We start from the raw sequence: 25,317 nt of genomic DNA on the forward strand, positions 1-25,317 counted from the left end.
AGTAAGCTCGCATCCCCCTTAAAAAGGGGGAGCTTTTATTAAGGAAGGGTTTCAGCCTTCAGTTGACAAAGGCTTTGCGCCCCTACAGTTTCCAGTTGAGAATAGTGCCAGATCTGAATTCAAACTGGATTATTTACCATCAGTCATCCGATCAAGTGTTAATTTTTCTGTGTCGTTCAAGGATGCTTCAGATTTTTTGGCTTTTTCGGCTTTATCAGCTATCGATTCCCATTTACGGCTTGCCTTTTTCCGTCCATATTCGATCGCCTGCTTTCTTTTCTCGGTTTTGCCGATCAATTCTTTGGTTGTCTCTAAGCCATCAAATGCCTTTTCTGACGCCTTTTTCGCTTGCTCAGCCCCTTTATCTAAATCTACAGATTCCTCGGATTGGGGATGAGCTGGGGTTAATTGTGCGGTTGGAGTTAGAGAGGTAGCTAAGGCGGCACTATTATTGTTAATGATCGCTAAACCGAAAACTAGGCAAATTGGAATTAAGCACAAGGCGAGGATTTGACGCAGTTTGCTGAGTTGTAATTTCATGTTTAATAGCGGCATAATAGTCTTTAAAGGGAACAGGGGACAGGGAATAGGGAACAGGGAATAGGCGATTTAAATGCACATCAGCTTATTCTTTTTTTGACTAAACCTACCCTGACAAGTCCATCAAATGGTGTTGGATCTTGCATTATGGATGCTCTTGGCGTCTGTGGAGACTCTCCACAACTCTGAGCATACTTTCCAATAGTGGCAATAAACCCCTACAATTTCCTTCATACTAAAGACAGAAAAAAGGAAAATTTGACCCTTTTATACCCTTGCACCGCTATCAGGTAAAATGTACTAGGGTTTCCCCTGCTTCCCCTGCTCCCCCTGCTCCCCCTGCTCCCCCTGCTCCCCCTGCTCCCCCTGCTCCCCCTGCTCCCCCTGCTCCCCCTGCTTCCCCTGCTTCCCCTGCTTCCCCTGCTTCCCCTGCTTCCCCTGCTTCCAGAACTCCCTACCCCCACCACCAGACTCCCTGCAGCAACCCCTATATTAATGCGATCGCGCGATCGGTATAGTCGGGTAGATGAGGCGTTTTCCCATCTTGATCCGGAACCGCTTCTACAAAAACATCCTTATACTCCATCTGAACATTGCCAAAAATAGTGGCAAAGGCTACGTCAGCAGCATCTCGCCCTATCCCAATCCGAATGAACCCATTACAGGGGGCGAGTCTGGTAGGGTCAAACAAATACCAGCGATCGCCTAAATACGCCTCAAAATAAGCATGGAAATCTGGAGGTTCTAAATTGTAGGCATATCCAGTAACAAATCGAGCCGGAATATTTAACGCCCGACAAAAAGCAATCCCCAAATGGGCAAAATCTCGACAAACCCCCGCTCGTTCTGTTGCGGTATCATAAGCCGAGGTATGTTGATTGGTGCTACCTGACAAATAGGTGACGTTATCGTAAATCCAGTTACAGATCGCCGTAACTCGGGAATAGTCAGGAATCAAATCACCAAACTCATGCTGTGCCAGACGCATAAGCCGATCTGACTCACAGTAACGCGATGGGTAGAGGTAATGTAAGTTTTCTAATGGTAACTTAGCCGGAGGAATTTCCTCAATCGAACTGGGATCTTCATCCTGATAAGATAAATCCACAGTTGCTTGATAGGAAATCTGCAAATCACCTGGGGATGCATTGATTCGTAGATATCGGTTTTCCATCACAGGAGTAACATACTCCTCATAATTCATGGATGGTTCTATTTGCAAGCTTTCTTGCAGGATTTTTTGATGTTTTTTCTCAACAACACTGATATTTAAAATAAGGGTACTGCTTGACGCAACACTATAGTTTAATTTACAGCCCAGCTTGAATTTCATAATCTAAAGGAGAATGAGTTTTGAGTTTTTCTCTAGTAAAGTAAATTTGCCATTATTTGGCATTTATATTAATCTTCCTTAAGTCACATTTTTTTAATCGACAATATCGAGTATAATTGCGATAAAAATAGAATTTTCTTGAAAATAACAAATTATAAATAACCAATGGCTAATGACGAGCTTAACGTTAACCTGTGCCCACCTACTTCTTAATCTTAAGAAGCTTTATGAGTCGGCTGTTTGGCGGCTGAACCCGAAGAGCGACATTGAGGAGGCTCGGCTAACACCGCGATGATTCCCACCCTTTTGGTTTCTAGGGTGGTATCGCTAAGCAAATCAATCACCTCTACTCCCAAAATTTCCTGGATTAGCTCTCTCAATAGAGGCTTGATCGCAGCATTCAAATCCGATCGCACCTGCTGGGTTAGGGCTTCCTCTCCCTGGTTAGCGAGTAACTGCTCTGGCTGAGTAACGGCATCTTCGAGAATAAGCGTAACTCTATTGCCTTGAATACTGCTAGTTATTTGGCTCGGTTGATGCCCAAGTTGCTCACGGTACAGTGATTGTACTCCTTGGGAGAGGTTGCGTTCCAACTGCCCACGGGTCGGAAGTGCTTTTTTTGACATAGACGTAACGGCTGTAACGTAGAGGACAATAGCGATGAATTAGCTCAGATGGATGCTTGGAAACTAAGCGTATCACAAAATGTCACACTCAAACTCTTGATCGCACAGGTTGCATCTGCTCACGTCCACCAAGTCCTCTGGGAGCATCTGATGAGATGCATTAGTAGCCAAAATATGACCAATGGTGAATCACTATCTAGAGTAACAGTTGTTACAAAATCTTGACATTAGCTTTGTTAACCTAAGTAACAACGCCGAAAAAGGAAGCAAAATGCCGTGGGCTCATCGGTTTGTATTCAGATTATCGAGGGAAATCCCCATTTGCGATCGCTGCTAGGTTGGCACTTGCAGCAGGCGGACTATTGGGTTTATCAATCCGCCACCCTCTATCAAGCCAGAGAGACATTCTACAATCGCCAACCCACTCTCGTCATTCTCGACTCTGACTTGCCCGATGGCGATGGAGTAGAGTTTTGCCGCTGGATTCAGCAGCAGCGACGTTCTTTAATTTTAATGCTGTCTGCCCGTAATCACGAAGCCGATATTGTCCAAGGGTTAAAAGCCGGTGCTGATGATTACCTGACTAAACCCTTTGGGATGCAGGAATTTCTGGCAAGAGTTGAGGCGCTGATTCGACGCATCCGGATGACGGCTGTACCAATGACGCTGGAATATGGTGATCTCAAAATTGATTTAGTCCAGCGCCGGGTTTGTTACCAAGGAGAGTTTGTTGATTTAACACCTCAGGAATTTAGTTTGCTCTACGTCTTAACCCAAGCTGAAGGACTACCATTGAGTCGTTCTGAATTACTACGTCGGGCGTGGCCCGATGCTATTGACAATCCCCGTACTATTGATACCCATGTCCTCTCGTTACGTAAAAAAATTGAAACCGATCCCCGACAACCGAGTTTAATTCAAACGGTACGGAATGTCGGTTATCGGTTTAATCCAGAGATGCTGGAGAGCAGCCAATCAACTGTAGGAGGACCAGAGAATCATTATCCGACTTCTCGATCCAATGCCGCACCCGTAGCCGCGAGTACAGCTTGGGGGCAATAGTACACAGGTGCAGGGGAAGCAATGTAAAGACGCGATGGAAGAAGCGTCTGGGAGTTAACTGTTGCAGTGACTCAGGGCGGGTTTTGAACAAAAGTTATTATCAATAGCTTGCGCGAAATCCCTAAACCCGCCCCTACACCCACGCGCCATACCCTATGTGTCAAGTGAAGGGTCAAAACTCTTCCACCCCCCACTCTTGAGCCGCTTGCGCTTGGGCTTTTACTAAGGAATCTCGTAACAGGTTCCAGTCCATATTAGTCGCTGATGTATCTTGTATGAGCTGACCTGTCTGTAAGTACAATATCCGATTACAGAAGAGTTTAGCCATGTCTAACTGATGATTGACCATTAAAACAGTGATCTGATCCTGATCCGCCATGTCAGCCAAGACACCCAGAACATGAGAGGCGGTCCCCGCATCGAGGGCGGATGTGGGTTCATCCAGTAAGATAATTTGGGGTTGACAAATTAAAGCCCGCGCGATCGCAACCAGTTGTCGCTGTCCGACTGAAAGTTGTAATTCGGTGCGTTCCAGCAAATTTTCTGGGATGTGAAGCCGTTCCCCATAGGTTTGAATCCGTTGTGCGATCGCGGATTTTCCTAGCTGCTGTAACACCAATGGATAAGCCAGCGCCTCCCGTACCGTCATTCCCAATAGTTTTGGTTCTTGGGGAACCAGCATAATTTGCCGTCGTAACTGAAGTACAGGAATAGTCTGAATCTCTTGATTATCCAGATAAATCTTACCGCTGGTTGGCTCACTCAATCGGTTCAACAGCCGCAGCAGTGAACTTTTGCCTGCACCAGACGGACCAATTAAGGTTATGCGATCGCCTTTAGCTACCTCAAAAGAAATATCACCCAGAATAGTGGTTCCTGGAATCGCCCCTTTAGCTGATGTGACAAAACTCACTTGCTTCAGTTGGAGTTGAGCAACCGTCGGGGATAATGAATAATCATATACCATGGGCGAGTTCATGCTTAACTAGAGGTACAGTCTCATGGTTACCTATTGTTCTCCTGATTCGTCTACTTCTCTGACGTTTCTCACTTTTACGGTAGTTTCTGCCTGGGCAATCACATCTTTAGCTAACCTTTCACTAAATCCCACCGTAAACGCGATCGCAAAATAAAATAATTCCTCTTTTCTACCTGTAGCATTGGTTGGGTTCGTATCTAGGGGAACAAGTCCAGAACTAATCAAGGCATACATAAAAACACCAAATGATGCTCCAATTACTGGCTTAAATGCCCCAATTAAAAATGGAATGATTGGATCGAGAATTTCTCGAAACTCCACATCAAATTCCTTAAGTCTAATTAAAATACTGACCACACTCCCCAACGCTCCAGATGCCCCAACCACAAACACTCGGAAAATAACTTGAGAATCTTCTGGAGATAAAGAAATATTTTCCAAACCAAAGGGCAAAGTTATGGTTAATTGTTTATCCGCTTGATTTTGTTCCTTCATTAATTGAAGTTCCTCCTTGACATCATCTAGCGATGCTAAGGTTGATTCAATCGTGCTGATTCTTTCTTCCAGCGTTTGACCGCTTTCCCCAGCAACTGAGCTTAACGCTCTTTGTGGAGCCTCCATACCTGCTAACGTTTGTTCTATTTCCCGGCGTTCATTGCTAATTTTCTCCAAGGATTGACTAACTTGGGCTATTTCTGAGTTTTGAGTTCCATAATTCAAAAAATAAACAGAAGAAACCAGCGCAATAATCCCCGCCAACGAAAAGGGAAAACACAGTCCGATGATCACTTTGGTTGGCACTGAATCTAAATAGTAAATATCGATAAAAGTATTATAAATTGATCGTCTGAGTATGATAAAAAATGATTCGTGTCTCCGTAACGAGCGCAACAGTCTAAGGCGGGTTCGTTTTACCAGAGAAATATTAGCTTTGCCATCCACAACAAATTTAATCGCTGGAATTAAAACATCAATGATACTGGTAAGTTCAAGAACTCTTGGTTCATGTCCTTTGTCAACTTGCTTCTTTTTTATACTCAGTCTTTCAAGCCTCTGAATAAAGACTAAAATACTAGAAGTTTCATCAAGAATTTCTTGGCGAACCTTTGGTAATTTATCAATACTTGTTTCTTTATTGACTAATTCATTAACTAATTCCATAATTTCTTGCTTTTTGATAGCGAAATTATGCATATAGTCTTGAGTTGAATTCATTCTAGGCTTCCCGATACATCATCGTTCCCAGGCAGAGCCTCCCCTAATTTTCAAGGGAGCAAACCTTGACTAAAAACCGTCCAAATTGTCCAACCATCGACAAGTAATAACAATAGCGTCAATCCTAACAAAATTAGATACATCCAAGGTTGTGCCAATGGACGAATATCCGTGGTATCGATACCTGTATAAGTTTCTACTAACTTAACTAACCGAGCAAATCCCACCACACGCATGGGTAATAAATACGCCTGATCCGATGACTGACTCACAAAATAGTAAACCAATCCGCCTTGTCCCGTCGTCCGCATTTTTAAATCTTTAACATCCGCCCAAGGTAACTCCCAACCCTTACGGAAAAAACGAGGAACCCATTTCGGATAAGTCACCTGAATTTTCTCATCATCCACAATTACTCGTTCACTCAACGCCCCATAAAGCGCTAATGACCCCAAACCAATTCCTCCCCACAACAATGCTGGCGGTACAGGTGCCGAAGACACTTGAGCTAAAAAGGGTAGAGGTACAGTGAGCGCCACGTATAGACTCAAAAGAGTGATCCGAATTAAGGGAGAAAGGCGAAATGTAGAAGGGCTAGACTGAACGTTTTGTTCTGATTTTGATAAGATTTCCATATTTGATGACATAAGTTTAAAGTTGTCTTTCTTTCCAAAATGCACAAGCTAAATTAACCAGCATTTCTACCTTTAATAAATAATTTTCCTATTTGTTTCGTGTAAAACTTCTTTTATATTCTCATCAAAATTAATAATTCTATAGCCAATATTTAAAACTTGTGTAACTTTTGCCGGCTCAGAATATTTATTTAATAGAGAATTAAGTGCCTGGAGGGAATGATTTTCAGATTCGGAATTCATTTTTACTCTTTAGTATCAGTTATTGCGTTTCTCATAAGCATGAGGGAAAAGGGTGGGGGCGCAAGGATGGTGCCCCTACAGTGCGTCTAAAGCGTTTTTCAACTCGATGTAGTACATCCCATCTTTTCCAATACTGCTCGGATAAGTTCTAAGTTAATTTTTTCTTCCCCAGCTTCCCCAGCTTCCCCAGCTTCCCCAGCTCCCCCAGCTCCCCTATCTCTCTTCCGGTGTCCACACAGCATCCTTCCCTTGTCCCCAAAAGCCGTCATATTTTGTCACCCGTACATCCCCTAAAACCTTCGTCTGACAGGCTAGACGACGATTATCTGTGGGAGAATGGGGAGGCAGAGAACGTCTTGCCTTATCCTTCCAGTTGGCTTCTGAAACCTCCCCTTCTACCTCAACGGCACAAGTACCACAGCTACCAATTCCCATACAGTTGATAATTTTGGCATTGCCGTTGTAAAGCGCTACACCATTCGCCAGTAAAACTTTGCGTAAATTACTGCCTGGGTCACATGTAAATGTTTTTCCTTGAGCTGTTACTTTAGGCATTGATGATTTATCTATCTTAGTTACTACAGCTTTCTCTTTCTAGTTTACATTTCTTTACAATTTACACAACCATCCTCACTTATGACTTCCCAAACCCCCACCCCCATCTGGATTTACGACACAACGCTGCGGGACGGTTCCCAGCGTGAAGGACTCTCCTTGTCCATCGAAGATAAACTCCGCATCGCCCGCCAACTGGACCAACTAGGGATTCCCTTCATCGAAGGCGGTTGGCCCGGTGCGAATCCTAAAGACGTGCAATTTTTCTGGCGACTCAAAGAAGAACCCCTAATCCAAGCAGAAATTGTCGCCTTTTGCTCAACGCGACGCCCTCATAAAGCGGCAGCTGATGATCCGATGCTACAAGCTATTTTGGCAGCAGGGACACATTGGGTCACTATCTTTGGTAAGTCTTGGGATCTCCATGTCACTGAAGGGTTGGGTACTACCCTCGACGAAAACCTGGCAATGATCCGAGATACCATAGAATATCTCCGCAGTCAAGGGCGGCGAGTGATTTATGATGCCGAACATTGGTTTGATGGGTATAAAAATAACCCAGATTACGCCCTGAAAACCCTGAAAGCTGCTATGGATGCGGGGGCTGAATGGTTAGTCTTTTGCGACACCAATGGCGGGACTTTACCTCATGAAATTGGTTCCATTGTCCGAGATGTTATCGAAAGTTTAGAACTCAACCCGGAAAACCAAGGCAGGGCGGGTTTTGAACCAACGTTATCACCAACAGGCGGCGCGAAAGCACATAAACCCGCCCCTACACACTCAACACTCAACAATCAAAACTCGCCTCGATTGGGCATTCATACCCATAATGACTCCGATACCGCCGTGGCTAATGCTTTGATGAGTGTGGTGGAAGGCGTCTGTATGGTTCAGGGAACTATGAACGGCTATGGCGAACGCTGTGGTAATGCTAATTTGTGTTCCTTAATTCCTAACTTACAGCTCAAGCTAGGGTATCACTGTATTCAAGAGGAACAATTAGCCACATTGACTCAAGTGAGTCGTTTAATTAGTGAAGTCGTCAACTTAGCTCCCGATGACCATGCTGCATTTGTGGGTCGGTCGGCGTTTGCCCATAAAGGCGGGATTCACGTTTCCGCCGTCGAACGAAATCCACTCACCTACGAACATATTCCACCCGAACAGGTGGGGAATCAGCGGCGGATTGTAATTTCTGAGCAATCCGGACTCAGTAACGTTTTGGCAAAAGCCAAGAGTTTTGGACATGAACTCCACAAACAAGACGCCGCCTGTCGCCAAATCTTGGGACGCCTGAAAGAGTTGGAAAATGAGGGCTATCAATTTGAAGCCGCCGAAGCCAGTTTTGATTTACTGATGCGAGACGCCCTAGGACAGAAGCAGCAGCACTTTGACCTGAAAGGGTTTCAGGTTCACAGTGACATGCTCCAAGGTATCGGTACACCTTACAGTAATGCTATGGCGACGATTAAGGTCACGGTTAATGGTGAGGATATTTTAGAAGTGGCGGAAGGCAATGGACCTGTGTCAGCGCTGGATGCGGCGTTACGGAAAGCGCTGGTGCGATTCTATCCAGAGATAGGAACGTTTTACCTGACCGACTATAAAGTGCGGATTCTAGATGGTGCGGCTGGCACATCAGCGAAAACTCGCGTGCTGGTGGAATCGAGTAATGGCAAGCAGCGCTGGACGACAGTGGGTGTTTCCGCCAATATCCTAGAAGCGTCTTATCAGGCGGTGGTTGAAGGGATTGAATATGGTCTGTTGTTACAGTCTGCTGTGAAGACAGCGGTTGAACAGAACGTGTGAACTATAGGAGAATCTAAGCCAACTGACTTAGACAGTACTTACGCACAAACGCCACATATAGTAGGGGCACGGCAGTGCCGTGCCCCTACAGGTAGCGCCTGTGCCGTCAAGAAAGCGTAAGTCCTATTAGATTCTCTTAACCCATAAAGAAAGTCCTAACCTTTATAGCGACAGCTATAATTTTTTCTTACCCAGCTGCCCTTAACGGCAGCAATTCCAGGCGCAATGGTAGTGATTACCGTACATTTTCCCAAAAGGGCTTGCGTAAATGCCCTCGGATGAGTTACAAAGGTATAGTAATGCTTCCTTGCCGAGCGCCAACTCTACGAACCGGCAAAATTTAAAACAGGAAGCGTTTTTATTGATCCAAGCATTTGCAAAAGTTACTTCGAGAAAATTGAGAGTATGACTCAGCAAGTTACTCACCCCATGGTGAAGATGCAGCGTCAGGTGCGTTCACTCGTGGAATCCAAGATTATCAAACCTAGCGATAGTATATGGAAAATCGCCCTGCTTTATGGCGACGAGTGGTCGTTCTGGAAAAAGGAACTCATAGAATTTGGCTTCACCATGCAAGATCCAATTGGTGACTTACTCGCCGTGGAAGCATGGGATGAAGAATAGAGATCCTGACGCCTTACAGATAAGAGCGATTACGCCAGCCAACCCTCTAGCGACAGGCGGCTAAAGCTGCTGCGAGTTCTTTCGCCGTTTGGTAGCGATCGCAAACTTTGAGTTGACACACCCGGTCGATTACTTCCCGTAATGGGGGAGCGATCGTGGGTGCTTTGGACAAGTCAAACCCATAGCCTAAACTACGGCGGCGATAAAATTTAAGGGGAGTCATCCCGGTTAACAGAAAAATCAGGGTCGGACCAATGGCATAGAGATCGGATTGAGTGACTGGAGTCCCTCGGTCTTGTTCTGGGGCGCTATACCCTTCGGCACCAATTCGAGTTCCTGGCATTGTCCCGATCTCTTTCACGGCGCCAAAATCAAGAACAACAATGCTGTTGTCTCGATGACGCACCATTAGATTCGCGGGTTTAATATCCCGATGGATCAATGGCGGATCGCTCGAATGAATGTAGTCAAGAACATGACAGGTTTGAATCATCCACTCAATGGCTTGATCTGGAGTGACCGGTCCTGCCATCAAAATCCGTTGCTCCAAATCTTGTCCGTGGATGAGCGACATGGCTAAATATTTTTTACCCCCTTCCATAAAAAAGTCGTAATACTGGGGAATTCCGGCATGATGTAAAGCTTTTAGGGCACGCGCCTCTCGCTCAAACAGTTCTTGGGCTTTGGCAATTTGTGCCATATCGGCATTCATTTCCTTGAGGACGAGTAACGTCGGGCGTCCCTCAATTTTGCCTGTACTATCCCAGGCGAGATAGGTTGTCCCCATTCCCCCCTGTCCCAGGGTTCGTAACACTTGATAGTGGCGGATGACCCGTTGTACGGGGACTAAGGGTTGACCACAGTGAATACAAAATAAATTACCGGGAGGATTGCCCAGGTGAGTGCAAGACAGTTTAGAGTTAGGCGTTGGAGAGACTAAGCCAGAACTTGGCACAGAAACTGGGTTAAGTTCAAATTTGAGCATCGGTCCTTCTCGAGCCAGCCGAATCAGGGCTTGATTCGGTATCATTTCTCGTGACACCAATACTCCATTGAGAAACGTGCCGTTGGTTCCCTGATTAACCAACTGCCATTTATTTCCAGATCGGGCGGGGGTGACTCTCAGTTCTAGGTGATGCCGAGACACTAACGGATTGTTGATAATCACGTCATTATCTGGCGATCGACCAATACGAATTGTAGACTGGTTGTGGAATTTCCACTGTTGTAATGGAGTGGATGCCTGCGGATGTAGAAGGGTCAGCGTGACCATAGTCCTCAGTTTTTTGTTCTTAACTCAGGGCTTGTCTCAACGTATTCGCGGGAGTCCCTTGAGCCAAGATATGGCTCTTGCCGCCCGGTTTGGTATTGGTGGTTTACTATTCAGACTGATTACTGGTACTTGTTGCATAAGAGATAATTTAATCCTTGATTAAAGTTAGTCGCTCCCGTCCTTTGCGGGGACTGGGATTCCTATAAGTCCTTGATGAACCCACCGATGCACCTCTTTTTTTAGTAACTTGTGTAGTTCGCTTACATTTCTGGAAGCTAAGGCTTGCCTCGCTGTCTACACCATCAGTCTTTTTCCTCTGATTCAGTTGTGTCATATCATGTCCGGTAGCATCGGACATAAATTGTGTTAGCTAAGTTTAAAATTGTAAAGACTTTCCATCCCTTACTGTTTCCTGTTTTCCCTGTTCCCTGTTCCCCAAAATGATGTGCAGACAGGCATAAGATGCGTCTCTACCGCAGGGGGAAACAGGGGAAGAAAACCATCAAGAGATTTGGATACATCGGTTGATTTTAACTAACTAATCACAGATGACCAACGTCCTATCACCAACTCCGTTGCTGAAAATTAGGTCGCACTTTTACTCGGATGAGTATCGCGGTGATGTTGTCATGACCATTTTGCTCATTGGCTAGGTCAACTAACTGTAGGATACCCTGCTCAAGGTTAGCGCGAGAACTGAGCAAAGGAGCGAGGTGGGTCTGCCAGTGATTCTCTATTAGTTCATTATCCGATAAACCATCGGAACACAAAATGAATAAGGTATCCTCATTGAGTTCCAAAAAGTTAATGTCAGGATTGACAAACTGGTCACTGCGTGGTCCTAGGGCTTGAGTGAGCTGATAGGCATCGGGGCGAGAATAAGCTATCGCCTCTTCAACGCCGCGTTTAATTTCCCGTTGACCGACTTCATGGTCTACGGTGAGTTGCTCTAAACCGCCTTTGCGGGTTAACCGATAGAGACGGCTATCACCCACATGAGCGATCGCGACTTTGGTATTCTGAACCAACATCATTGCCAAGGTAGTCCCCATGCGACCACTGCCTGAGCGAGCATTTTGTTGGTTGACATCATAAATCTCCTGATTGGTTAGGCGAACAGCTTCGCGAATAGTCTCTTGTGTGGGTAACTCTTCCTGCCAATGGTCTTGAAAATACTCCTCCAGCTTCTCCACCGCCATGGAACTAGCAACTTCTCCGGCTGCATGTCCACCCATTCCATCACAGAGAATATAAAGACCACGAGCGTCTAAGGTTCGACCAATGGGGGTTTCGTGCTTTTTAATCTGTGCTTGAATGCCAAAGCAGTCTTCATTGTGATCCCGTTGGCGACCAATATCCGTGCAACCAACATCGTCAAGGCTGAGTAATTGCATCGGTAGCACAACCGTAGGACCCCCATCGTCATAGGTACCAACCGTGTCTCCTAGGGACATTCCCAGCAAACTCATCGCCTCTTCAGATGTATAATCAGCCATATCTAAGGTGACCGTCGTTGCTTGTTCTTCTTGTGCCTCTTCTTCCGCGTGAGCGATCGCTTCTAACTCAGATCGCAATTGGTCAATCGTGGTAATTTCCTGGGTACACATCTGCCGGAACACCGTCCCCAATGAGGTCAGTTGAGTCCGTTGCGACTGGTTAAATAACAGCCGCCACATTTGCCCCAAATCCTCTAACGTGGGCGGTTCATCTTCGGGATCATGGTAGAGGCGGGCTAACCCCAACACCTGGTCTTCATCAACTCGTAAATTGTTAATTTCCAATAGACTTTGGCAACAATTCCAAGATTCAAGTGCCTGCCAAAGTCTTGCCATTTCATCGAGCCAGTACAATAGCTGTAACGTAGATAACTCTTCACTCCCCCACAAATCACTAAGGAGTTGCCATCCTGAGCGATCTTGGATCAACATCACTGCCTGATTATCCTGCTGCCACGCATCATGAACCTCTGGCACAGTGGGATAATGACTTTGTTTCAAGGCTAAATAGGGTTGTGCGATCGCCGGAATTCCCAAAATTGACGAGGATGGGGACGGAAATTCCCCAGATTGTTGTTCCAGTAGGGCTTCCAGAAGTGATTTCTGAAAGGGCTGGCAGTCCAAAACTTGGACAGACGTTTCTGAGCCGACTGGGATATTTGCTAGAGTGTCGCGATTTAGGGGTTCTATGAGTCGGTAACGTTGTTGAACATCCAGATAGGTGATCGAGTGAGTATTGTAGGAAGAACTTGCCTCAGACGTTGCCGTTGATGATGCTTCGCTTAGATTTGGCTCTAACTTATGCGTCTGTGATGTTGCTGGGATCTCTTGATCGGGTTCAACCGTTGATTTTGCCATCAAGGTAGAACTCTTTGCCGTTTCTGGCTGATCCATTTCCTGCGCCAGAGTATCAAAATCGGTTTTGGGAGCACGGGGAATTTCTCCAGATGTCGGTTCACTCTCCTGGGTTTGTGTAAGTTGAGCTGATGACTCCAGATCCGCGTTGCTAGCGATTGGCTCAGCATCGGCTGAGGAACCCTCTACATCATCGGTTGAGGTGACGCCATACTCCGGCTCTTTGGCAATAATTGCCCACCAAACCGTTCCTGTAAACGCACCACAGTTATGGCAAGTTTCAGCATTAACAGGAACTTGGGTGTCGCATTCTGAACACACTTTATGGATCAAGGAAGTTCCACATCGCTGACAAAACTTGTGAGTATTCGGGTTTTCAAAATGACACTGGGGACAAATTAACATAACGGAACTTCCTCAATTCCTATCAGGTTTCTAAGGCTTTACTATGAGCTAGCTGCCATCTAGTTTGCCACGCCAGAATCCAAGGTTGCAGCTTTTAAGGGGGTTGTTTATCCAGTGTAAAGGCGCAGGGAAGCAGTATTGACAAGGGAGTTAACTCAAAACTCAAAACTTCCCCTCTTCACCAGTTTTTGGAGACAGACAAGTTCAGTGGGCGTCAGATCACGCCACTGACCCGGTTGCAACCCAGAAAGACGCAGGTGCGCGATCGCCACTCGTACTAGTCGTAGGGTGGGAAATCCCACGGCTGCGGTCATACGCCGTACCTGACGGTTACGCCCTTCGGTCAAGGTGATTTCTAACCAGCAGGTGGGTACAGTTTTCCGAAAGCGAATCGGGGGATCGCGAGGTGGTAGAGCGGGTTCTTTTCGTAATCGCTGCACTTGAGCTTTTCTTGTACGGTAATCTTTAATCACTACACCCTGGCGCAACTGATTCAAGGCAGCTTCATCGGGAATATGTTCCACTTGCACCCAATAGGTACGGGGATGTCGAAAGCGGGGGTTAGAGAGTCGGTGCTGCAAGCGTCCATCATTGGTCAACAAGAGCAATCCCTCGCTGTCTCGGTCAAGGCGTCCGACGGGGTAAACCGACGACACCGGAATGTAGTCTTTGAGAGTTCGACGAGGACTCTCCTCCCTATCCGTAAACTGACTTAAGACATCGTAGGGTTTGTAGAACAAAAGGTATCGATACACATCTTCAATCTTAACCGTTGTCAGTTGGAAGCTTCATCTTGGGACAGGGGTAAATAATCATTAAACCGTTGCTGGTCATAGAAGTAAAGCGTGCGAATTGGGTAAGGAATATTAATGTCGGCGCGATCAAAGGCTTTTTTTATGGCAATAATGGATCGGGTTTGCACCTGACGTACTCGTTGCTGCTGCGGCAATGTCCAGTAGCGGACGACGAAATCGATGGAACTATCGCCAAAGCTGACTAAATCGATTTCTGGTGTTGGATTGGACAATACACCCTCCACCTGAGTAATGGTTTCCTCTAGGAGTTGAGCCGCTTCAGACAAGGGAGTATTGTAGTCAACTCCGACACCTAAATCCGTTCGTCGCTGTCCGTAAGCTGTTCTGACTTGCACCGCACTGGTAAATACCGTTGCATTCGGTAGGAGAACTCGTTCGCCTTGATAGGTACGAATTTGGGTGGTACGGATGTCAATCTTCTCCACCGTTCCTTCATAGTCTTCAATAATCACCTGATCGTTGATGCGAAACGGTTCTTGCACCAGTAACAGCACCCCAGCTAAAAAGTTTTTGAAGATATCTTGAAAGGCAAAACCGACGGCGACTGAACCCAACCCCAGCGCCGCGATAATGTCACCAAGCCGCAAGCCAGGGAAGGCGATAACACTAGCGGCTAAAACGCCAACCACCCACGTTGCTACATAACTCATTTTCGCCAGCAGCAGTTGCAGCGATTGGCTACGGATTGTACGCTCTCCTATCTTAGCGGTAACTTGCTGGATGCCATCGGCGCTGTAGCGAGTCAACAGGACAATGATCACTCCGCCGATAAGTCCGGGCAAAACTTCAATGGTCGAGCCAAGTAGATTGAGTAAACTGGATTGGATTTGTTGAATGAGACTGTTCACAAGTCGATCACTAAAGGTTTAGACTGACTGTTCAAGATCTTCGCCGCGAAAGTTTCCCACCCGTGTAATTGGTCAAGACTTCACTAGTCAGGATAAAATCGGCGACTAGTCGGTACGACGACGGAGGACGGAACCAGGAAATTCTCCTGCTTGAGTTCACCTGAGAAAGAAGCTGAACAAAGCCTCTACATCCCTCATCCTTTCACAACGAGTCTGTGCCGGGTGAGAAAATTTCTCGAAAATTCAGCTAAAATGCTGACATAACCTGGCTGAATCTAGCTTATTATTCTGGCACAAGCCAAGGATGTTTCCGGGGGAGTGGGTATTGTCCCTCTTTGCGGATGTTTTACCACCAGAGTACATTGTAGGTAACACGTACTGCTAGACAAAGCGGCTTGAGAACAAGCCTCGTTTGAGGAAATCTGAAAGGTGGCTTAGCTCTAACTCTATGTAAATTCAAGCTAGGTGTTACCTGCAAACTTATTGAAGAACGTTCTAGACAATCCTATTTGTCACTCCAATTGATTCATTCACCTTCTAGTAAAAGTGTAAAAACCTATGGGATCTCTTTGGTCGTATATTTTTGCACTGATTTTAATCGGCGGCGGCTACGGTATCGGTTCCGCCAAAGTTATCAATCAGGGCAATCAAGCTATAGTTGAACGTTTGGGGAAATATAAGAAGACTTTACAGCCTGGACCGAGGGTGGTTTGGCTGTTTTTGGAACGTATTGCTGTGGAGGAAACTACCCGTGAGCAAGTCTTAGATACTGAACCTCAGCAGGCAATCACGAAAGACAATATTTCTGTAGAAGTCGATGCGGTGGTTTACTGGAAAATAAACAACCTCTATAAAGCCTACTATGATGTTGAAGATGTAAAAGAGGCAATTGGAAATTTAGTTATCACAACGTTACGGTCGGAAATTGGCAGAATGGATTTAGATGAAACCTATTCATCCCGCTCCGAGATCAATAAGCATTTGTCAATTCATCTCAAAGAGGCTGCCGATAGCTGGGGGGTAGAGGTCACCCGCGTGGAAGTCCAAGGAATTAAACCTCCCCAGACAGTGTTAGACTCCTTGGAGAAGGAACGGGCAGCAGAAAGCGAGAAAAAAGCAGCGATTTACCAGGCAGAAGGAGAGAGAGAAGCCGCGATCGCCCAGGCAGAAGGGACGGTGAAATCCCTCGAGATGATCTCAAAAGCGCTGCTAGAAAAGCCTAACAGTCAGGAAGTGCTAAAGTATTTGATTGCCACTCGTTATGTGGAAGCTAACGAGAAGTTGAGTGAAAGTAGCAACTCCAAAATTGTATTTATGGACCCCAAAGCCTTGACTGAAGCGATGACTGATTTAATGGAAATTCCGGAATCACCAATTAAGAGGGATGGCGGAAATGGCTCGAATTAAGTCAACACAGACGTTCCGACGGAACGTCTCTACTGATGCGTGACTTCTGTAACCGTAATCAGGTTACGTCAGCCGACTCTCTAGTCAGCGTCCTCCTCCTCAGATGTGGGAGTATTCATCTCTTCTTTAAAACCTTTAAGGGTTTTTCCTAATGCGCGACCCATGTCTGGAATCTTCTTGGGACCGAAAATTACTAGCGCGACAATCCCAATAATCGCTACTTCGGGCCATCCTAAGCCAAACATACTCGTCTGCTCCTGTAGACTCTGCTTACCTATCATATATAGCCAGAGACTATCTTGTGAAAACGGTTATTTGGTGGAGATGGGTCTTTTCGCAATACCAAAGGGATGAGCTATAGGCGACAGCAGAGCGTTCTCCCAAAGGGGAGCGTCGGGAAGGATAGCCTGACAATGAAGCGAAGCGGAATTGTCAAATTTCATGCGTCGAATATTATATACTAGAAATGTGGCAAACGTAAAATAAACAGATTTGCCGTTCTACGCCTTTGTTTCGGGCAATGCACAGAGTAGACACCCATAGCTGGAATACGTTTTCTGGAAAAGCAAAAAACGAAAGTTCACAAACAAGTTCTCACACTTAAGAGAAAAGTATTTAAAAGTGGGTCTGGCCATCTTACTCACTTTTAAAAGCTCGAATCCTACGCCCTAGAAATAGAGATCGTCATAGATGTAGTAGGTGGGAGAAGCCAGCAGCGTATACTTGTATCGCTGTCTGGAGTATGTCACAAGCTGATATCCTATACGAGTAAGGTGGCTCGACGAGCCAGGAAACCCCGTCAGTAATAATGGGAATTCCCACCCTCAGCAGATCCTTCGCAGGCTCAGGAGGGTGGGGAGGATGTCAAACCTACCCCCCTATCGTGATGGGTTGAGCGTTAACGTTTAAGATTCAAAGAATGTCAGTAACCACCAAGCCTTCCCTGCGAGAGCAACAACACCCCCTTATTTGCCAATTAGCCGACTGTATTGAAGCCAATTGGCGGCGTTACCTGGATTTGTCGCCCTATCAGCTTCCCGCCGAGTTAGGCTATGTTGAAGGACGCCTAGAGGGTGAGAAACTCACGATTGAAAACCGTTGTTATCAGACGCCACAGTTTCGCAAACTGCATTTGGAATTGGCAAAAGTGGGAACAATGCTCGATATTCTCCACTGTGTCATGTTTCCCCGTCCAGAGTACAATCTACCCATGTTTGGCTGCGATTTAGTCGGCGGACGAGGGAAAATCAGTGCCGCGATCGCAGATCTGTCTCCGGTGAATGCTAAAGGTATCTTACCCGACGCCTATCGTCAACCGTTACAGGCTTTACCAACTCCTCATTTCCAAGACGTCCGTGATTTGCCAGAGTGGGGCGACATTTTTTCAGAATTTTGCCTTTTTATTCGACCCAATAATCCTCAAGAGGAACAGCAATTTTTATCGCGAGTAGAGAATTTTCTTCAAATTCATTGTACTCATGCAACTAATGCTACACCCGTTTCGGCTGAAGACCAGGCAGAAATTCTAGCCGGTCAGCATTATTATTGCACCAAGCAGCAGAAAAATGATAAAACCCGTCGTGTGCTAGAAAAAGCCTTTGGCGCGGATTGGGCAGATCATTACATGACTACCGTATTGTTTGACTTACCATCTGGGTGATTTGTCATTTGTCATTTGTTGATTGAGAAACCTCTTCCCCTACTTCCAGACGTTCCCCGCCTTACGTCTCTACTCCCCCTACTCCTCCGGCTCCTGGAGCTTCCCCATCTTCCCCATCCAATTAGACGTGGCTTGCTCCTAGCGTCTATAACTGAAGGAGGGGGCGCGAATTCAGAAATCAATCCTATTTATATTAGGAAGATATGGGGCATAAACCTGGGATGGATGAAGGACTATTTTCTAAACCGATAACTCGTTGGGCGATCGCTCTGGCTGTTGGCGGAACCCTCGCGACTGGAGTCGCGGCTGTTTACAGCCTCAATCGGGTTCAACTGCGTCCAACTCAATCACACCCGCAGCCAGTAGCTACACCCGCTATCGAAGCAGTAACCGCCTTAGGACGCTTAGAACCTGATGGAGAAGTTATTATTATATCCGCTCCCACATCCTTGGAGGGTGCCAATGTAGTGAAAGCATTACTCGTCTCGGAAGGCGATCGCGTGCGGGCAAATCAAGTCATGGCGATTATGGATAACCGCGATCGCTTGCAAGCGGCTGTAGATCTTGCCAAAAAAAAAGTTGAAATTGCCCAAGCGAACCTGGAACAAGTGAAAGCGGGTGCCAAAGCGGGCGCAATTCAAGCCCAAGAGGAAACAATTAATCGCCTTGAAAAAGAATTAGAGGGAGAAAAAAAAGCCCAACAGAGCAAAATTAATCGCTTAGAAACTCAACTGAGAGAAACCACCAAAGCTCAAGAAGCCACGATTCAAGCTCAACAAGCTACCGTTAAAGCTCAAGAATCTACGATTAGACGACTAGAGGCAGAAAAACGCAACGCTGATAACGACTTTGCCCGCTACGAGCAGTTAGCCGAAGATGGTGCAATTTCTACCTCAGAATTAGAAAGCCGCCGCTTAAGGGTAGAAACTGCCCTAGAACGCCTCAGTGAGGCACAAGAGAACCTCGCTCAACAACAGGCGAATCTTATTCAAGCCGAAGCGAACCAAGCTCAAACTATCGCTAATCTGAACGAACAGCTCGAAGAAGGTAGAGTCAACCGGAACAAAACTATCGCCGTTCTCGAAGCTCAGATTAAAGAAGAAGAAGCCCGTCTAGAAGAAATCAAAGAAATTCGTCCGGTTGATATAAAAAAAGCCGAAGCTGAAGTTGAAAGTACACTAGCCGCTGTTGAACAAGCTCAAGCTGATTTAGATTCCTTAGCTTACGTGCGTGCCCCAGAAGATGGTCAGATTTTAGATATAAATACCCGGGCGGGAGAAACCATTAAGGAAGGGGAAGGAATTGTCGAACTGGGAAAAACCGACGAGATGAGAGTAGTTGCAGAAGTCTACGAAAGCGATATTAGCAAAGTACGTCTCGGACAGCGTGTTGCCATTCGTAGTGAAAGCAAGGCATTTGAGGGCAAACTGCAAGGAAATGTTAGCCAAATTGGACGGAAAATCGGCAAAAAAGATATTCTCGATACCGATCCGGCTGCTGATGTTGATGCTAGAGTCGTGGAAGTAAACATTCGTCTACCGCCAGAAGATAGCAAAAAAGTTGCCGGATTAACCAACTCAAAAGTTATCGTAGAAATCTTGCTTGAATCAGAGTCTAATTAATTTAAAACTTAAATGAAAATCCCGCTCGCGTGGTTACAACTGAGTCGCGAAAAAATACGATTACTGGTCGCGATCGCTGGAATTAGCTTTGCGGATATTTTAATGTTTATGCAGCTTGGTTTCCGCGATGCCTTGTTTGAGAGTAATGTGACTCTGCATAACAATTTAAAAGGTGACATTTTTCTAATTAGCCCTCAGTCCACATCAACTATCGCGATGAAAAGCTTTCCTCAGCGACGATTATATCAAGCCTTGGGTTTTGAGGGTGTCCAGTCAATTAGTCCACTCTATATGGATTTTGGTTTATGGAAAAATCCGCAAACTCGGGCAACTCGTGGCATTATGGTTTTGGGATTTAATCCAGCTAATCCAGTATTAGATCTACCTGATGTTAACCAAAATTTGCATAAGATAAAAATAGAAAATGGGGTTTTATTTGATGACACATCTAGACCTGAATATGGTTCAATTGCTCAACTATTTCATCAAAAACAAGAGGTAATTACAGAAGTAGAAGAACGTCGCATCCGGGTGGTAGGATTATTTAGTTTAGGCGCTTCCTTTGCTGCCGATGGAAATATTGTCACAAGTGATCTCAATTTTTTGCGTATTTTTCCACGACGAAATAAGGGACTAATTGATATTGGTATAGTTCAATTACAACCCGGAGCAAATATCCAAAATGTTTTAACTGACATGAGACAGGAATTTCCTGATGATGTCACAATTTTGTCCAAGCAAGAATTTATCGATTTTGAAAAAAATTACTGGCAAACCAGTACCGCGATCGGTTTTATTTTTACCTTGGGTATAGTGATGGGCTTTGTTGTCGGTACAGTAATTGTTTATCAAATTCTTTATACCGATGTTTCCGATCATTTACCCGAATATGCCACACTCAAAGCGATGGGTTATACCGATCGCTATTTATTGATGGTGGTTTTCCAAGAAGCGCTTATTCTGGCTATTTTAGGATATATTCCCGGAATGGTAATTGCTTCGGGATTGTATAGTTTAACAAAAGCGGCAACTCGTCTACCGATGATGATGACTTTGACTAAAACCATAACTATTCTAATTTTGACAATTATTATGTGTTGTGTATCGGGGGCGATTGCTGTGCGGAAACTCAAAGCGGCTGATCCGGCTGATATTTTTTAGAGGGGTGGACAAGGCAGATGGCAGATGGCTCCCAGGAAAGAGTACCCAAGCTAAAAAGGGGGTTACAAAAGCGAATTTGGCATGAATTATGAATTCTAACGTATTACTTCAATCTCCTGTCGTATCGATTAAAAATCTCAATCACTACTTTGGTAAAGGTTCTCTACGTAAACAAATTCTCTTTAATATCAATCTAGAACTATTACCCGGAGAAATTGTATTAATGACAGGTCCTTCGGGTTCGGGTAAGACAACCTTATTAACCCTAATTGGGGGCTTACGTTCACCCCAATCGGGTCAAGTTCAAGTCTTAGGGAAGGAACTCATCGGTGCGACAGAAGAAAAACTGGTGCAAGTGCGCCGTCATATTGGTTATATCTTTCAATCTCATAATTTGCTCAAGAGTCTGACGGCTTGCCAAAATGTGCAAATGTCGGTGGAACTTCACCCCGATATTTCTCCTACTGAGGCGGTAGCGAAGTCAACAGCGATACTAACCACAGTTGGTTTAGCCAACCATCTTAATTACTACCCCGATAACCTTTCGGGAGGACAAAAACAGCGGGTTGCGATCGCGCGGGCGTTAGTGAGTCATCCTCAATTAGTTCTAGCCGACGAACCCACAGCTGCTCTGGATAGTCAATCAGGACGTAATGTGGTGGAAATAATGCAACAGTTGGCAAAAAAACAAGGATGCACCATTCTACTCGTAACCCACGATAACCGAATTCTGGATATTGCCGATCGGATTATTCATATCGAAGATGGACATATTCAAAGAAGTCATAAGTAATACATTATAAATAGCATCAGTTACTTCGGTTAAGAACGACGTTTAGCTTTGAGCAACTTGATCTAATAATTGGCAGTTGGTGAATAGGTTTAGTTAATCCGCGCCCGATTCGTTCTTAAGGTCACATTAACCCCCTCACTGGATTGCTGAAGCACCAGTAAAGGAGTTGGTTTAGCTTTTTGATCCCAGTGAATCGAAACAATTCGTCCTTGAATCGTGGGTTGCCAGCTTTCATCCTCTGGAGAAAGAAAGGTTTCGATACAATCAATAATCTGGCTAATCGTGGCTGAGGTGGCTTGAGTGGGTAATTTAGTCAACTTGATTTGAATCCGGAATAGCACTCGCATGGTACGTTTACCACTGCTTTCCGTCTCGTACTTGACATCAAACAGTTCATCAACTTGCCTGCCTGTGGTGCTAGCAATACCGATCGCACTTTGAGCCGCCTGATTCGGTCGTAGCGCCACACTGATGATTTGTTTTACCTTGATTTTGATTTGATTAACAATGGCAAAATGAAACACCTCTTCTTCCATCCGCAATCGCAAATAGTCTAAGTTAAATTCGCGAGAGTGAACCAAATCCGGATTGGTTTCCATTTTGCGGATAGTGTTGAGCGCCAACTTCAACTTTTTCTGGAGGTCTTTGGTCTTAAACTGCTCAAATTTCAGCTTCTTTCCCACGGTATCTAGTTGTATTTTGCCATAGACCAGTAAGCCAACTGTGAGTAAGAGCAGTCCTATGGAGACAAACATCCAGGGTGTTCCAGAGGACTGAGTATCGGCAGGTGAAGGAGAGACAGCCGTTGGTGACGGCTGAGAAACTTGAGCTAATGTAGATTCTCTAGGGATAATCGGACTGGACATAGTTCCTGCTTGAGAAGATGTAAGAGTTATTTCTAGAATGCCTTCTAGGGAGTGGATCTGGTGCAATCTTGCCCTGGTTAAGTCTACTAGGGTATCCCGACAGCGATTTTCTGTCGGTGGGGAAAACACTGTACCGAGCCGTAAACTCTTGCGAAAGTCCCCTAGGACTCCGCCATGAATGTTAGATTGTTCTGGATTTGTGTGGTTGATCGATTTGCCGCTTCAATGACAGATGCACTCATGCAAATTTTGAATTACAATCCGGGAAAAAGGTAGCAGCAAACCGAGGTGTTCGTGCTGAATGTTACCCTTAATGGAGCCAGCGTGCCCGGTAGCTGCGAGCATCAATGTGGCACAAATTGGGAAATCGGCTATAGCGACCTAAGCCACCGGGCCACCAGGGTTCAAGAGACCAGTAAATCTGATTGCCACTTAACCCTTCACACACAAAATCCATGGCATCTCCCACCAGATGCCGACTATACTTGGCACCCCCAACTGCTCGATTCACGTAAGGGGGACGATACCAACTGGTGACGAGAAAAGGTCGCCCAATGCGATCGCGTGCCCGTTGTGCCAGTTTCGCAATGCGAACCATAGCATCCACTGTAGCTTGATTGGGGGGCATGCGCGTACCTCCATGGGTGGCTTCTGCCCAGGTAAAGCTACCATCGGGAATGATTGGTGCTGATAGCTGAATATTGTAAGGTGTCCAACGCTCAGGGCGTTTGGGAATCACTACAGGCGTCGGCTTTGGCGGTGCTTCTTGGGCTTGACGACGGGCTTCATTCATTCGTTTTTGGTCTTCCAGGAGAGATTGCACTGCCTGATTTCTGGTGGGCAAATCTCGCCAAAGTTGAACTAAACGGATTAAAGCTTCCCGTTGGTTGTCATCTTCTTTATAGTCCTTGGGTATCTTCCCGACAAAGCTAATCAGTTCTCGATCGAGTTCCGCTGCCAGTTTTTGCATGGCGGTGGGGTCAGTGGTACTTGCTTGCAGGATGTCCGGATTAATGCCTAGGTGACTTAACACCGTGGCGCGGGAGTCAAATTGATTCCAGACTCGAAAGCCTTCGGTGAGGGCATTGCGTTGGCTACCTTGTCCCTGGTAGAACTTCGGCACGCGCTCGATAAATGCCACCAGAGCCGGATCAATAATATCGAGATTTTCTTGGGGGGAGGCATTTTTTTCCAAAGACGCGATCGCTTCTTCTCGGGTTCGCAATTGACGCCACAGTTGAGTTAGGCGCAGCAGCGCTTCCCGTTGATGGGGATAACCGCTATAGTTACCAGAAACCCGTCCCATAAATTGCTTGAGGGGAATATCCAGTTTTGATGCATCCTCACGGGCTGATGTCACCTGATCCGTTGGCACTAAAGAACCAATGGCAGCATCCTGGGTATCCAGTTTCCGCCAAATCCGCACCGCTTCTAGCAACGCATCTCGTTGATGAGGTAATCCCGTATAATATTCAGGGAGTCGCTCCACAAGAGTCAGTAAGGCTTTATCTAGATAGGCAAGATTTTGAGGCAGGTTTTCGCTTTTGAAGTCAGTGGCTAAATCAGCGAGATACGCTTGTTTGAGCGACTCAAAGTTACTCGGTTCTAAACGCGCCATAGAGGGTTGACCGGCTGGCGGCACATATCCCCTAGCTACGTTTTGCAGGAATTCATCGCTATAGCGTCCCTGTTCTAGCAGCCATAAATCATTCCCTTGCTGTCCCTGAGCAATTAAACTATCGGTAAGCGCTCGGATAACATTAGCCGCATACTGAACTTGTTCTGGGAATGTATTCACCTGATCGGGTGATACCCGATTGGCAGGCGATATGCCTAACCCCGTTTCTTCATCAGCAAGAGTCGGAGACGAATGAACCTGATACAGAGCCGCCAAAATTGGCTTGTGAATTCCCACTCGTTCGGCGGCTAGAAGATAATAATAATTCCGTTGGTCTGGTGATAGTATTGCCATGATAAATTTTGATAACCCAACATACGGCACCCATTACACAATAATCTATGGCTTTTTCATCGATTAACTCAGCAATAGCCGCCCATTGCTGGAAAAATCTACGTCTGATTGCCACAGATATGGATGGAACGCTAACACGACAAGGTAAATTTAGTGGGGATTTGCTGCAAGCATTGGAAAGTTTACAAGCAGCAGATATCCCTGTGCTTATTGTTACAGGTCGCTCCGCCGGCTGGGTTAGTGGTTTGGTAAATTATTTACCTGTGCAGGGTGCGATCGCAGAAAATGGTGGGTTATATTATCCAGCCGACAGGGAACAACCTGTCTTTTTATCCACAATTTCTGACATAACCACTCATCGCCAACAATTAGCCGATATCTAAGCTGCTACGCAGCTAAACCGGATAAACAGCATTGCCTTTGTTTTTGATTTTTCTATTCCATTTAATTATAAGCTCTCCTTCATTTAATAATTTATGTAGCAATTTTTCTAGTTCTTCTACTGATTCAAATAGTCGAT

The 25,317-nt window shown here is 45.7% G+C and carries 22 protein-coding genes and 2 pseudogenes; 9 read left to right on the plus strand and 15 right to left on the minus strand.

The window, feature by feature from the left end:
- Positions 1–129 precede the first annotated feature (129 nt).
- From RLO19_RS23305 to RLO19_RS23315, 3 genes are all read right to left on the minus strand, one after another.
- Positions 130–555 (minus strand): hypothetical protein, encoded by a 426-nt coding sequence (locus RLO19_RS23305; protein WP_446359792.1) that lies wholly within the window; start codon positions 553–555, stop codon positions 130–132.
- A 472-nt stretch (positions 556–1,027) separates the two neighbouring features.
- Complete coding sequence (locus tag RLO19_RS23310; protein WP_446359793.1) at positions 1,028–1,873, minus strand: transglutaminase-like domain-containing protein; 846 nt, start codon at positions 1,871–1,873, stop codon at positions 1,028–1,030.
- Positions 1,874–2,088: 215 nt separating this feature from the next.
- Entirely contained in the window at positions 2,089–2,499 is a 411-nt protein-coding gene (locus tag RLO19_RS23315; RefSeq protein WP_446359794.1) for a DUF2294 domain-containing protein, read from the minus strand.
- Between the two features lie 276 nt (positions 2,500–2,775).
- Here RLO19_RS23315 and RLO19_RS23320 point away from each other — a divergent pair, with 276 nt between their 5' ends.
- Positions 2,776–3,561 carry a response regulator transcription factor gene (locus RLO19_RS23320; RefSeq protein ID WP_446359795.1) on the plus strand — a complete coding sequence of 262 codons (786 nt, stop codon included), beginning with the start codon at positions 2,776–2,778 and terminating at the stop codon, positions 3,559–3,561.
- Between the two features lie 172 nt (positions 3,562–3,733).
- Here the strand turns inward: RLO19_RS23320 and RLO19_RS23325 are convergent, their stop codons facing one another.
- The 4 genes from RLO19_RS23325 to RLO19_RS23340 form a co-directional block, all read right to left on the minus strand.
- Positions 3,734–4,528, minus strand: a complete 795-nt coding sequence (locus RLO19_RS23325) for an ABC transporter ATP-binding protein (protein ID WP_446359796.1) — start codon at positions 4,526–4,528, stop codon at positions 3,734–3,736.
- A 42-nt stretch (positions 4,529–4,570) separates the two neighbouring features.
- The gene (locus RLO19_RS23330) at positions 4,571–5,755 is read right to left on the minus strand and encodes a hypothetical protein (RefSeq protein WP_446359797.1); all 1,185 of its coding nucleotides are present in this window, start codon (positions 5,753–5,755) and stop codon (positions 4,571–4,573) included.
- Between the two features lie 50 nt (positions 5,756–5,805).
- A complete protein-coding gene (locus RLO19_RS23335; protein ID WP_446359798.1) occupies positions 5,806–6,402 on the minus strand; it encodes a hypothetical protein in 597 nt (198 codons plus the stop codon).
- Between the two features lie 444 nt (positions 6,403–6,846).
- Positions 6,847–7,188 (minus strand): 2Fe-2S iron-sulfur cluster-binding protein, encoded by a 342-nt coding sequence (locus RLO19_RS23340; RefSeq protein WP_446359799.1) that lies wholly within the window; start codon positions 7,186–7,188, stop codon positions 6,847–6,849.
- A gap of 81 nt (positions 7,189–7,269) precedes the next feature.
- Between RLO19_RS23340 and cimA the strand changes: the two genes are divergently transcribed.
- Together cimA and RLO19_RS23350 are read left to right on the plus strand one after the other, a co-directional pair.
- Positions 7,270–9,000: a citramalate synthase gene (gene cimA / locus RLO19_RS23345; RefSeq protein ID WP_446359800.1), complete on the plus strand. Its 1,731-nt coding sequence runs from the start codon at positions 7,270–7,272 to the stop codon at positions 8,998–9,000.
- Between the two features lie 405 nt (positions 9,001–9,405).
- Positions 9,406–9,624: a DUF4327 family protein gene (locus RLO19_RS23350; RefSeq protein WP_446335399.1), complete on the plus strand. Its 219-nt coding sequence runs from the start codon at positions 9,406–9,408 to the stop codon at positions 9,622–9,624.
- A gap of 46 nt (positions 9,625–9,670) precedes the next feature.
- Here the strand turns inward: RLO19_RS23350 and RLO19_RS23355 are convergent, their stop codons facing one another.
- The 4 genes from RLO19_RS23355 to RLO19_RS23370 form a co-directional block, all read right to left on the minus strand.
- Positions 9,671–10,897, minus strand: a complete 1,227-nt coding sequence (locus tag RLO19_RS23355; RefSeq protein ID WP_446359801.1) for a protein kinase domain-containing protein — start codon at positions 10,895–10,897, stop codon at positions 9,671–9,673.
- Positions 10,898–11,460: 563 nt separating this feature from the next.
- Positions 11,461–13,653 (minus strand): serine/threonine phosphatase, encoded by a 2,193-nt coding sequence (locus tag RLO19_RS23360; protein WP_446359802.1) that lies wholly within the window; start codon positions 13,651–13,653, stop codon positions 11,461–11,463.
- Positions 13,654–13,808: 155 nt separating this feature from the next.
- A complete protein-coding gene (locus RLO19_RS23365; protein ID WP_446359803.1) occupies positions 13,809–14,408 on the minus strand; it encodes a pseudouridine synthase in 600 nt (199 codons plus the stop codon).
- Between the two features lie 20 nt (positions 14,409–14,428).
- Positions 14,429–15,316, minus strand: a complete 888-nt coding sequence (locus RLO19_RS23370; RefSeq protein WP_446359804.1) for a mechanosensitive ion channel family protein — start codon at positions 15,314–15,316, stop codon at positions 14,429–14,431.
- 558 nt (positions 15,317–15,874) lie between these two features.
- On the opposite strand from RLO19_RS23370, the gene RLO19_RS23375 reads away from it, so the two are divergent.
- A complete protein-coding gene (locus RLO19_RS23375) occupies positions 15,875–16,723 on the plus strand; it encodes an SPFH domain-containing protein (RefSeq protein ID WP_446359805.1) in 849 nt (282 codons plus the stop codon).
- A gap of 80 nt (positions 16,724–16,803) precedes the next feature.
- Here RLO19_RS23375 and tatA read toward each other — a convergent pair whose 3' ends face one another.
- Positions 16,804–16,968: a twin-arginine translocase TatA/TatE family subunit gene (tatA, locus tag RLO19_RS23380; protein WP_446359811.1), complete on the minus strand. Its 165-nt coding sequence runs from the start codon at positions 16,966–16,968 to the stop codon at positions 16,804–16,806.
- A gap of 674 nt (positions 16,969–17,642) precedes the next feature.
- Here tatA and RLO19_RS23385 point away from each other — a divergent pair.
- The 4 genes from RLO19_RS23385 to RLO19_RS23400 all read left to right on the plus strand — a co-directional run bounded on the left by RLO19_RS23385 (position 17,643) and on the right by RLO19_RS23400 (position 21,959).
- Entirely contained in the window at positions 17,643–18,383 is a 741-nt protein-coding gene (locus RLO19_RS23385) for a phycocyanobilin:ferredoxin oxidoreductase (RefSeq protein WP_446359806.1), read from the plus strand.
- Between the two features lie 203 nt (positions 18,384–18,586).
- Positions 18,587–20,005, plus strand: a complete 1,419-nt coding sequence (locus tag RLO19_RS23390; RefSeq protein WP_446359807.1) for an HlyD family efflux transporter periplasmic adaptor subunit — start codon at positions 18,587–18,589, stop codon at positions 20,003–20,005.
- Between the two features lie 12 nt (positions 20,006–20,017).
- Positions 20,018–21,166, plus strand: coding sequence for an ABC transporter permease DevC (gene devC, locus RLO19_RS23395; RefSeq protein WP_446359808.1), 1,149 nt, complete (start codon positions 20,018–20,020; stop codon positions 21,164–21,166).
- Positions 21,167–21,254: 88 nt separating this feature from the next.
- A complete protein-coding gene (locus tag RLO19_RS23400) occupies positions 21,255–21,959 on the plus strand; it encodes a DevA family ABC transporter ATP-binding protein (RefSeq protein WP_446359809.1) in 705 nt (234 codons plus the stop codon).
- Positions 21,960–22,048: 89 nt separating this feature from the next.
- Here RLO19_RS23400 and RLO19_RS23405 read toward each other — a convergent pair whose 3' ends face one another.
- Both RLO19_RS23405 and RLO19_RS23410 read right to left on the minus strand, forming a co-directional pair.
- Entirely contained in the window at positions 22,049–22,825 is a 777-nt protein-coding gene (locus RLO19_RS23405) for a hypothetical protein (protein WP_446359812.1), read from the minus strand.
- Positions 22,826–23,135: 310 nt separating this feature from the next.
- On the minus strand, positions 23,136–24,797 hold the full coding sequence (locus RLO19_RS23410; protein WP_446359810.1) for a D-Ala-D-Ala carboxypeptidase family metallohydrolase: 1,662 nt from the start codon (positions 24,795–24,797) through the stop codon (positions 23,136–23,138).
- Positions 24,798–24,844: 47 nt separating this feature from the next.
- Here RLO19_RS23410 and RLO19_RS23415 point away from each other — a divergent pair.
- A pseudogene (locus RLO19_RS23415) lies at positions 24,845–25,171 on the plus strand (HAD family hydrolase); the annotation flags it as partial.
- Positions 25,172–25,192: 21 nt separating this feature from the next.
- Here the strand turns inward: RLO19_RS23415 and RLO19_RS23420 are convergent.
- Positions 25,193–25,317, minus strand: a pseudogene (locus tag RLO19_RS23420) (IS630 family transposase); the annotation flags it as partial.

It is taken from the genome of Coleofasciculus sp. G2-EDA-02, assembly GCF_040226375.1.
Taxonomy (GTDB): domain Bacteria; phylum Cyanobacteriota; class Cyanobacteriia; order Cyanobacteriales; family Coleofasciculaceae; genus Coleofasciculus.

What these genes read in the sequence shown, in the direction of transcription:
- RLO19_RS23305 (WP_446359792.1), bottom strand. Translation starts at nt 555, where the DNA reads ATGCCGCTATTAAACATGAAATTACAACTCAGCAAACTGCGTCAAATC.
- RLO19_RS23310 (WP_446359793.1), bottom strand. Translation starts at nt 1,873, where the DNA reads ATGAAATTCAAGCTGGGCTGTAAATTAAACTATAGTGTTGCGTCAAGC.
- RLO19_RS23315 (WP_446359794.1), bottom strand. Translation starts at nt 2,499, where the DNA reads ATGTCAAAAAAAGCACTTCCGACCCGTGGGCAGTTGGAACGCAACCTC.
- RLO19_RS23325 (WP_446359796.1), bottom strand. Translation starts at nt 4,528, where the DNA reads ATGGTATATGATTATTCATTATCCCCGACGGTTGCTCAACTCCAACTG.
- RLO19_RS23330 (WP_446359797.1), bottom strand. Translation starts at nt 5,755, where the DNA reads ATGAATTCAACTCAAGACTATATGCATAATTTCGCTATCAAAAAGCAA.
- RLO19_RS23335 (WP_446359798.1), bottom strand. Translation starts at nt 6,402, where the DNA reads ATGTCATCAAATATGGAAATCTTATCAAAATCAGAACAAAACGTTCAG.
- RLO19_RS23340 (WP_446359799.1), bottom strand. Translation starts at nt 7,188, where the DNA reads ATGCCTAAAGTAACAGCTCAAGGAAAAACATTTACATGTGACCCAGGC.
- cimA (WP_446359800.1), top strand. Translation starts at nt 7,270, where the DNA reads ATGACTTCCCAAACCCCCACCCCCATCTGGATTTACGACACAACGCTG.
- RLO19_RS23350 (WP_446335399.1), top strand. Translation starts at nt 9,406, where the DNA reads ATGACTCAGCAAGTTACTCACCCCATGGTGAAGATGCAGCGTCAGGTG.
- RLO19_RS23355 (WP_446359801.1), bottom strand. Translation starts at nt 10,897, where the DNA reads ATGGTCACGCTGACCCTTCTACATCCGCAGGCATCCACTCCATTACAA.
- RLO19_RS23360 (WP_446359802.1), bottom strand. Translation starts at nt 13,653, where the DNA reads ATGTTAATTTGTCCCCAGTGTCATTTTGAAAACCCGAATACTCACAAG.
- RLO19_RS23375 (WP_446359805.1), top strand. Translation starts at nt 15,875, where the DNA reads ATGGGATCTCTTTGGTCGTATATTTTTGCACTGATTTTAATCGGCGGC.
- tatA (WP_446359811.1), bottom strand. Translation starts at nt 16,968, where the DNA reads ATGTTTGGCTTAGGATGGCCCGAAGTAGCGATTATTGGGATTGTCGCG.
- RLO19_RS23385 (WP_446359806.1), top strand. Translation starts at nt 17,643, where the DNA reads ATGTCAGTAACCACCAAGCCTTCCCTGCGAGAGCAACAACACCCCCTT.
- RLO19_RS23390 (WP_446359807.1), top strand. Translation starts at nt 18,587, where the DNA reads ATGGGGCATAAACCTGGGATGGATGAAGGACTATTTTCTAAACCGATA.
- devC (WP_446359808.1), top strand. Translation starts at nt 20,018, where the DNA reads ATGAAAATCCCGCTCGCGTGGTTACAACTGAGTCGCGAAAAAATACGA.
- RLO19_RS23400 (WP_446359809.1), top strand. Translation starts at nt 21,255, where the DNA reads ATGAATTCTAACGTATTACTTCAATCTCCTGTCGTATCGATTAAAAAT.
- RLO19_RS23405 (WP_446359812.1), bottom strand. Translation starts at nt 22,825, where the DNA reads ATGTCCAGTCCGATTATCCCTAGAGAATCTACATTAGCTCAAGTTTCT.
- RLO19_RS23410 (WP_446359810.1), bottom strand. Translation starts at nt 24,797, where the DNA reads ATGGCAATACTATCACCAGACCAACGGAATTATTATTATCTTCTAGCC.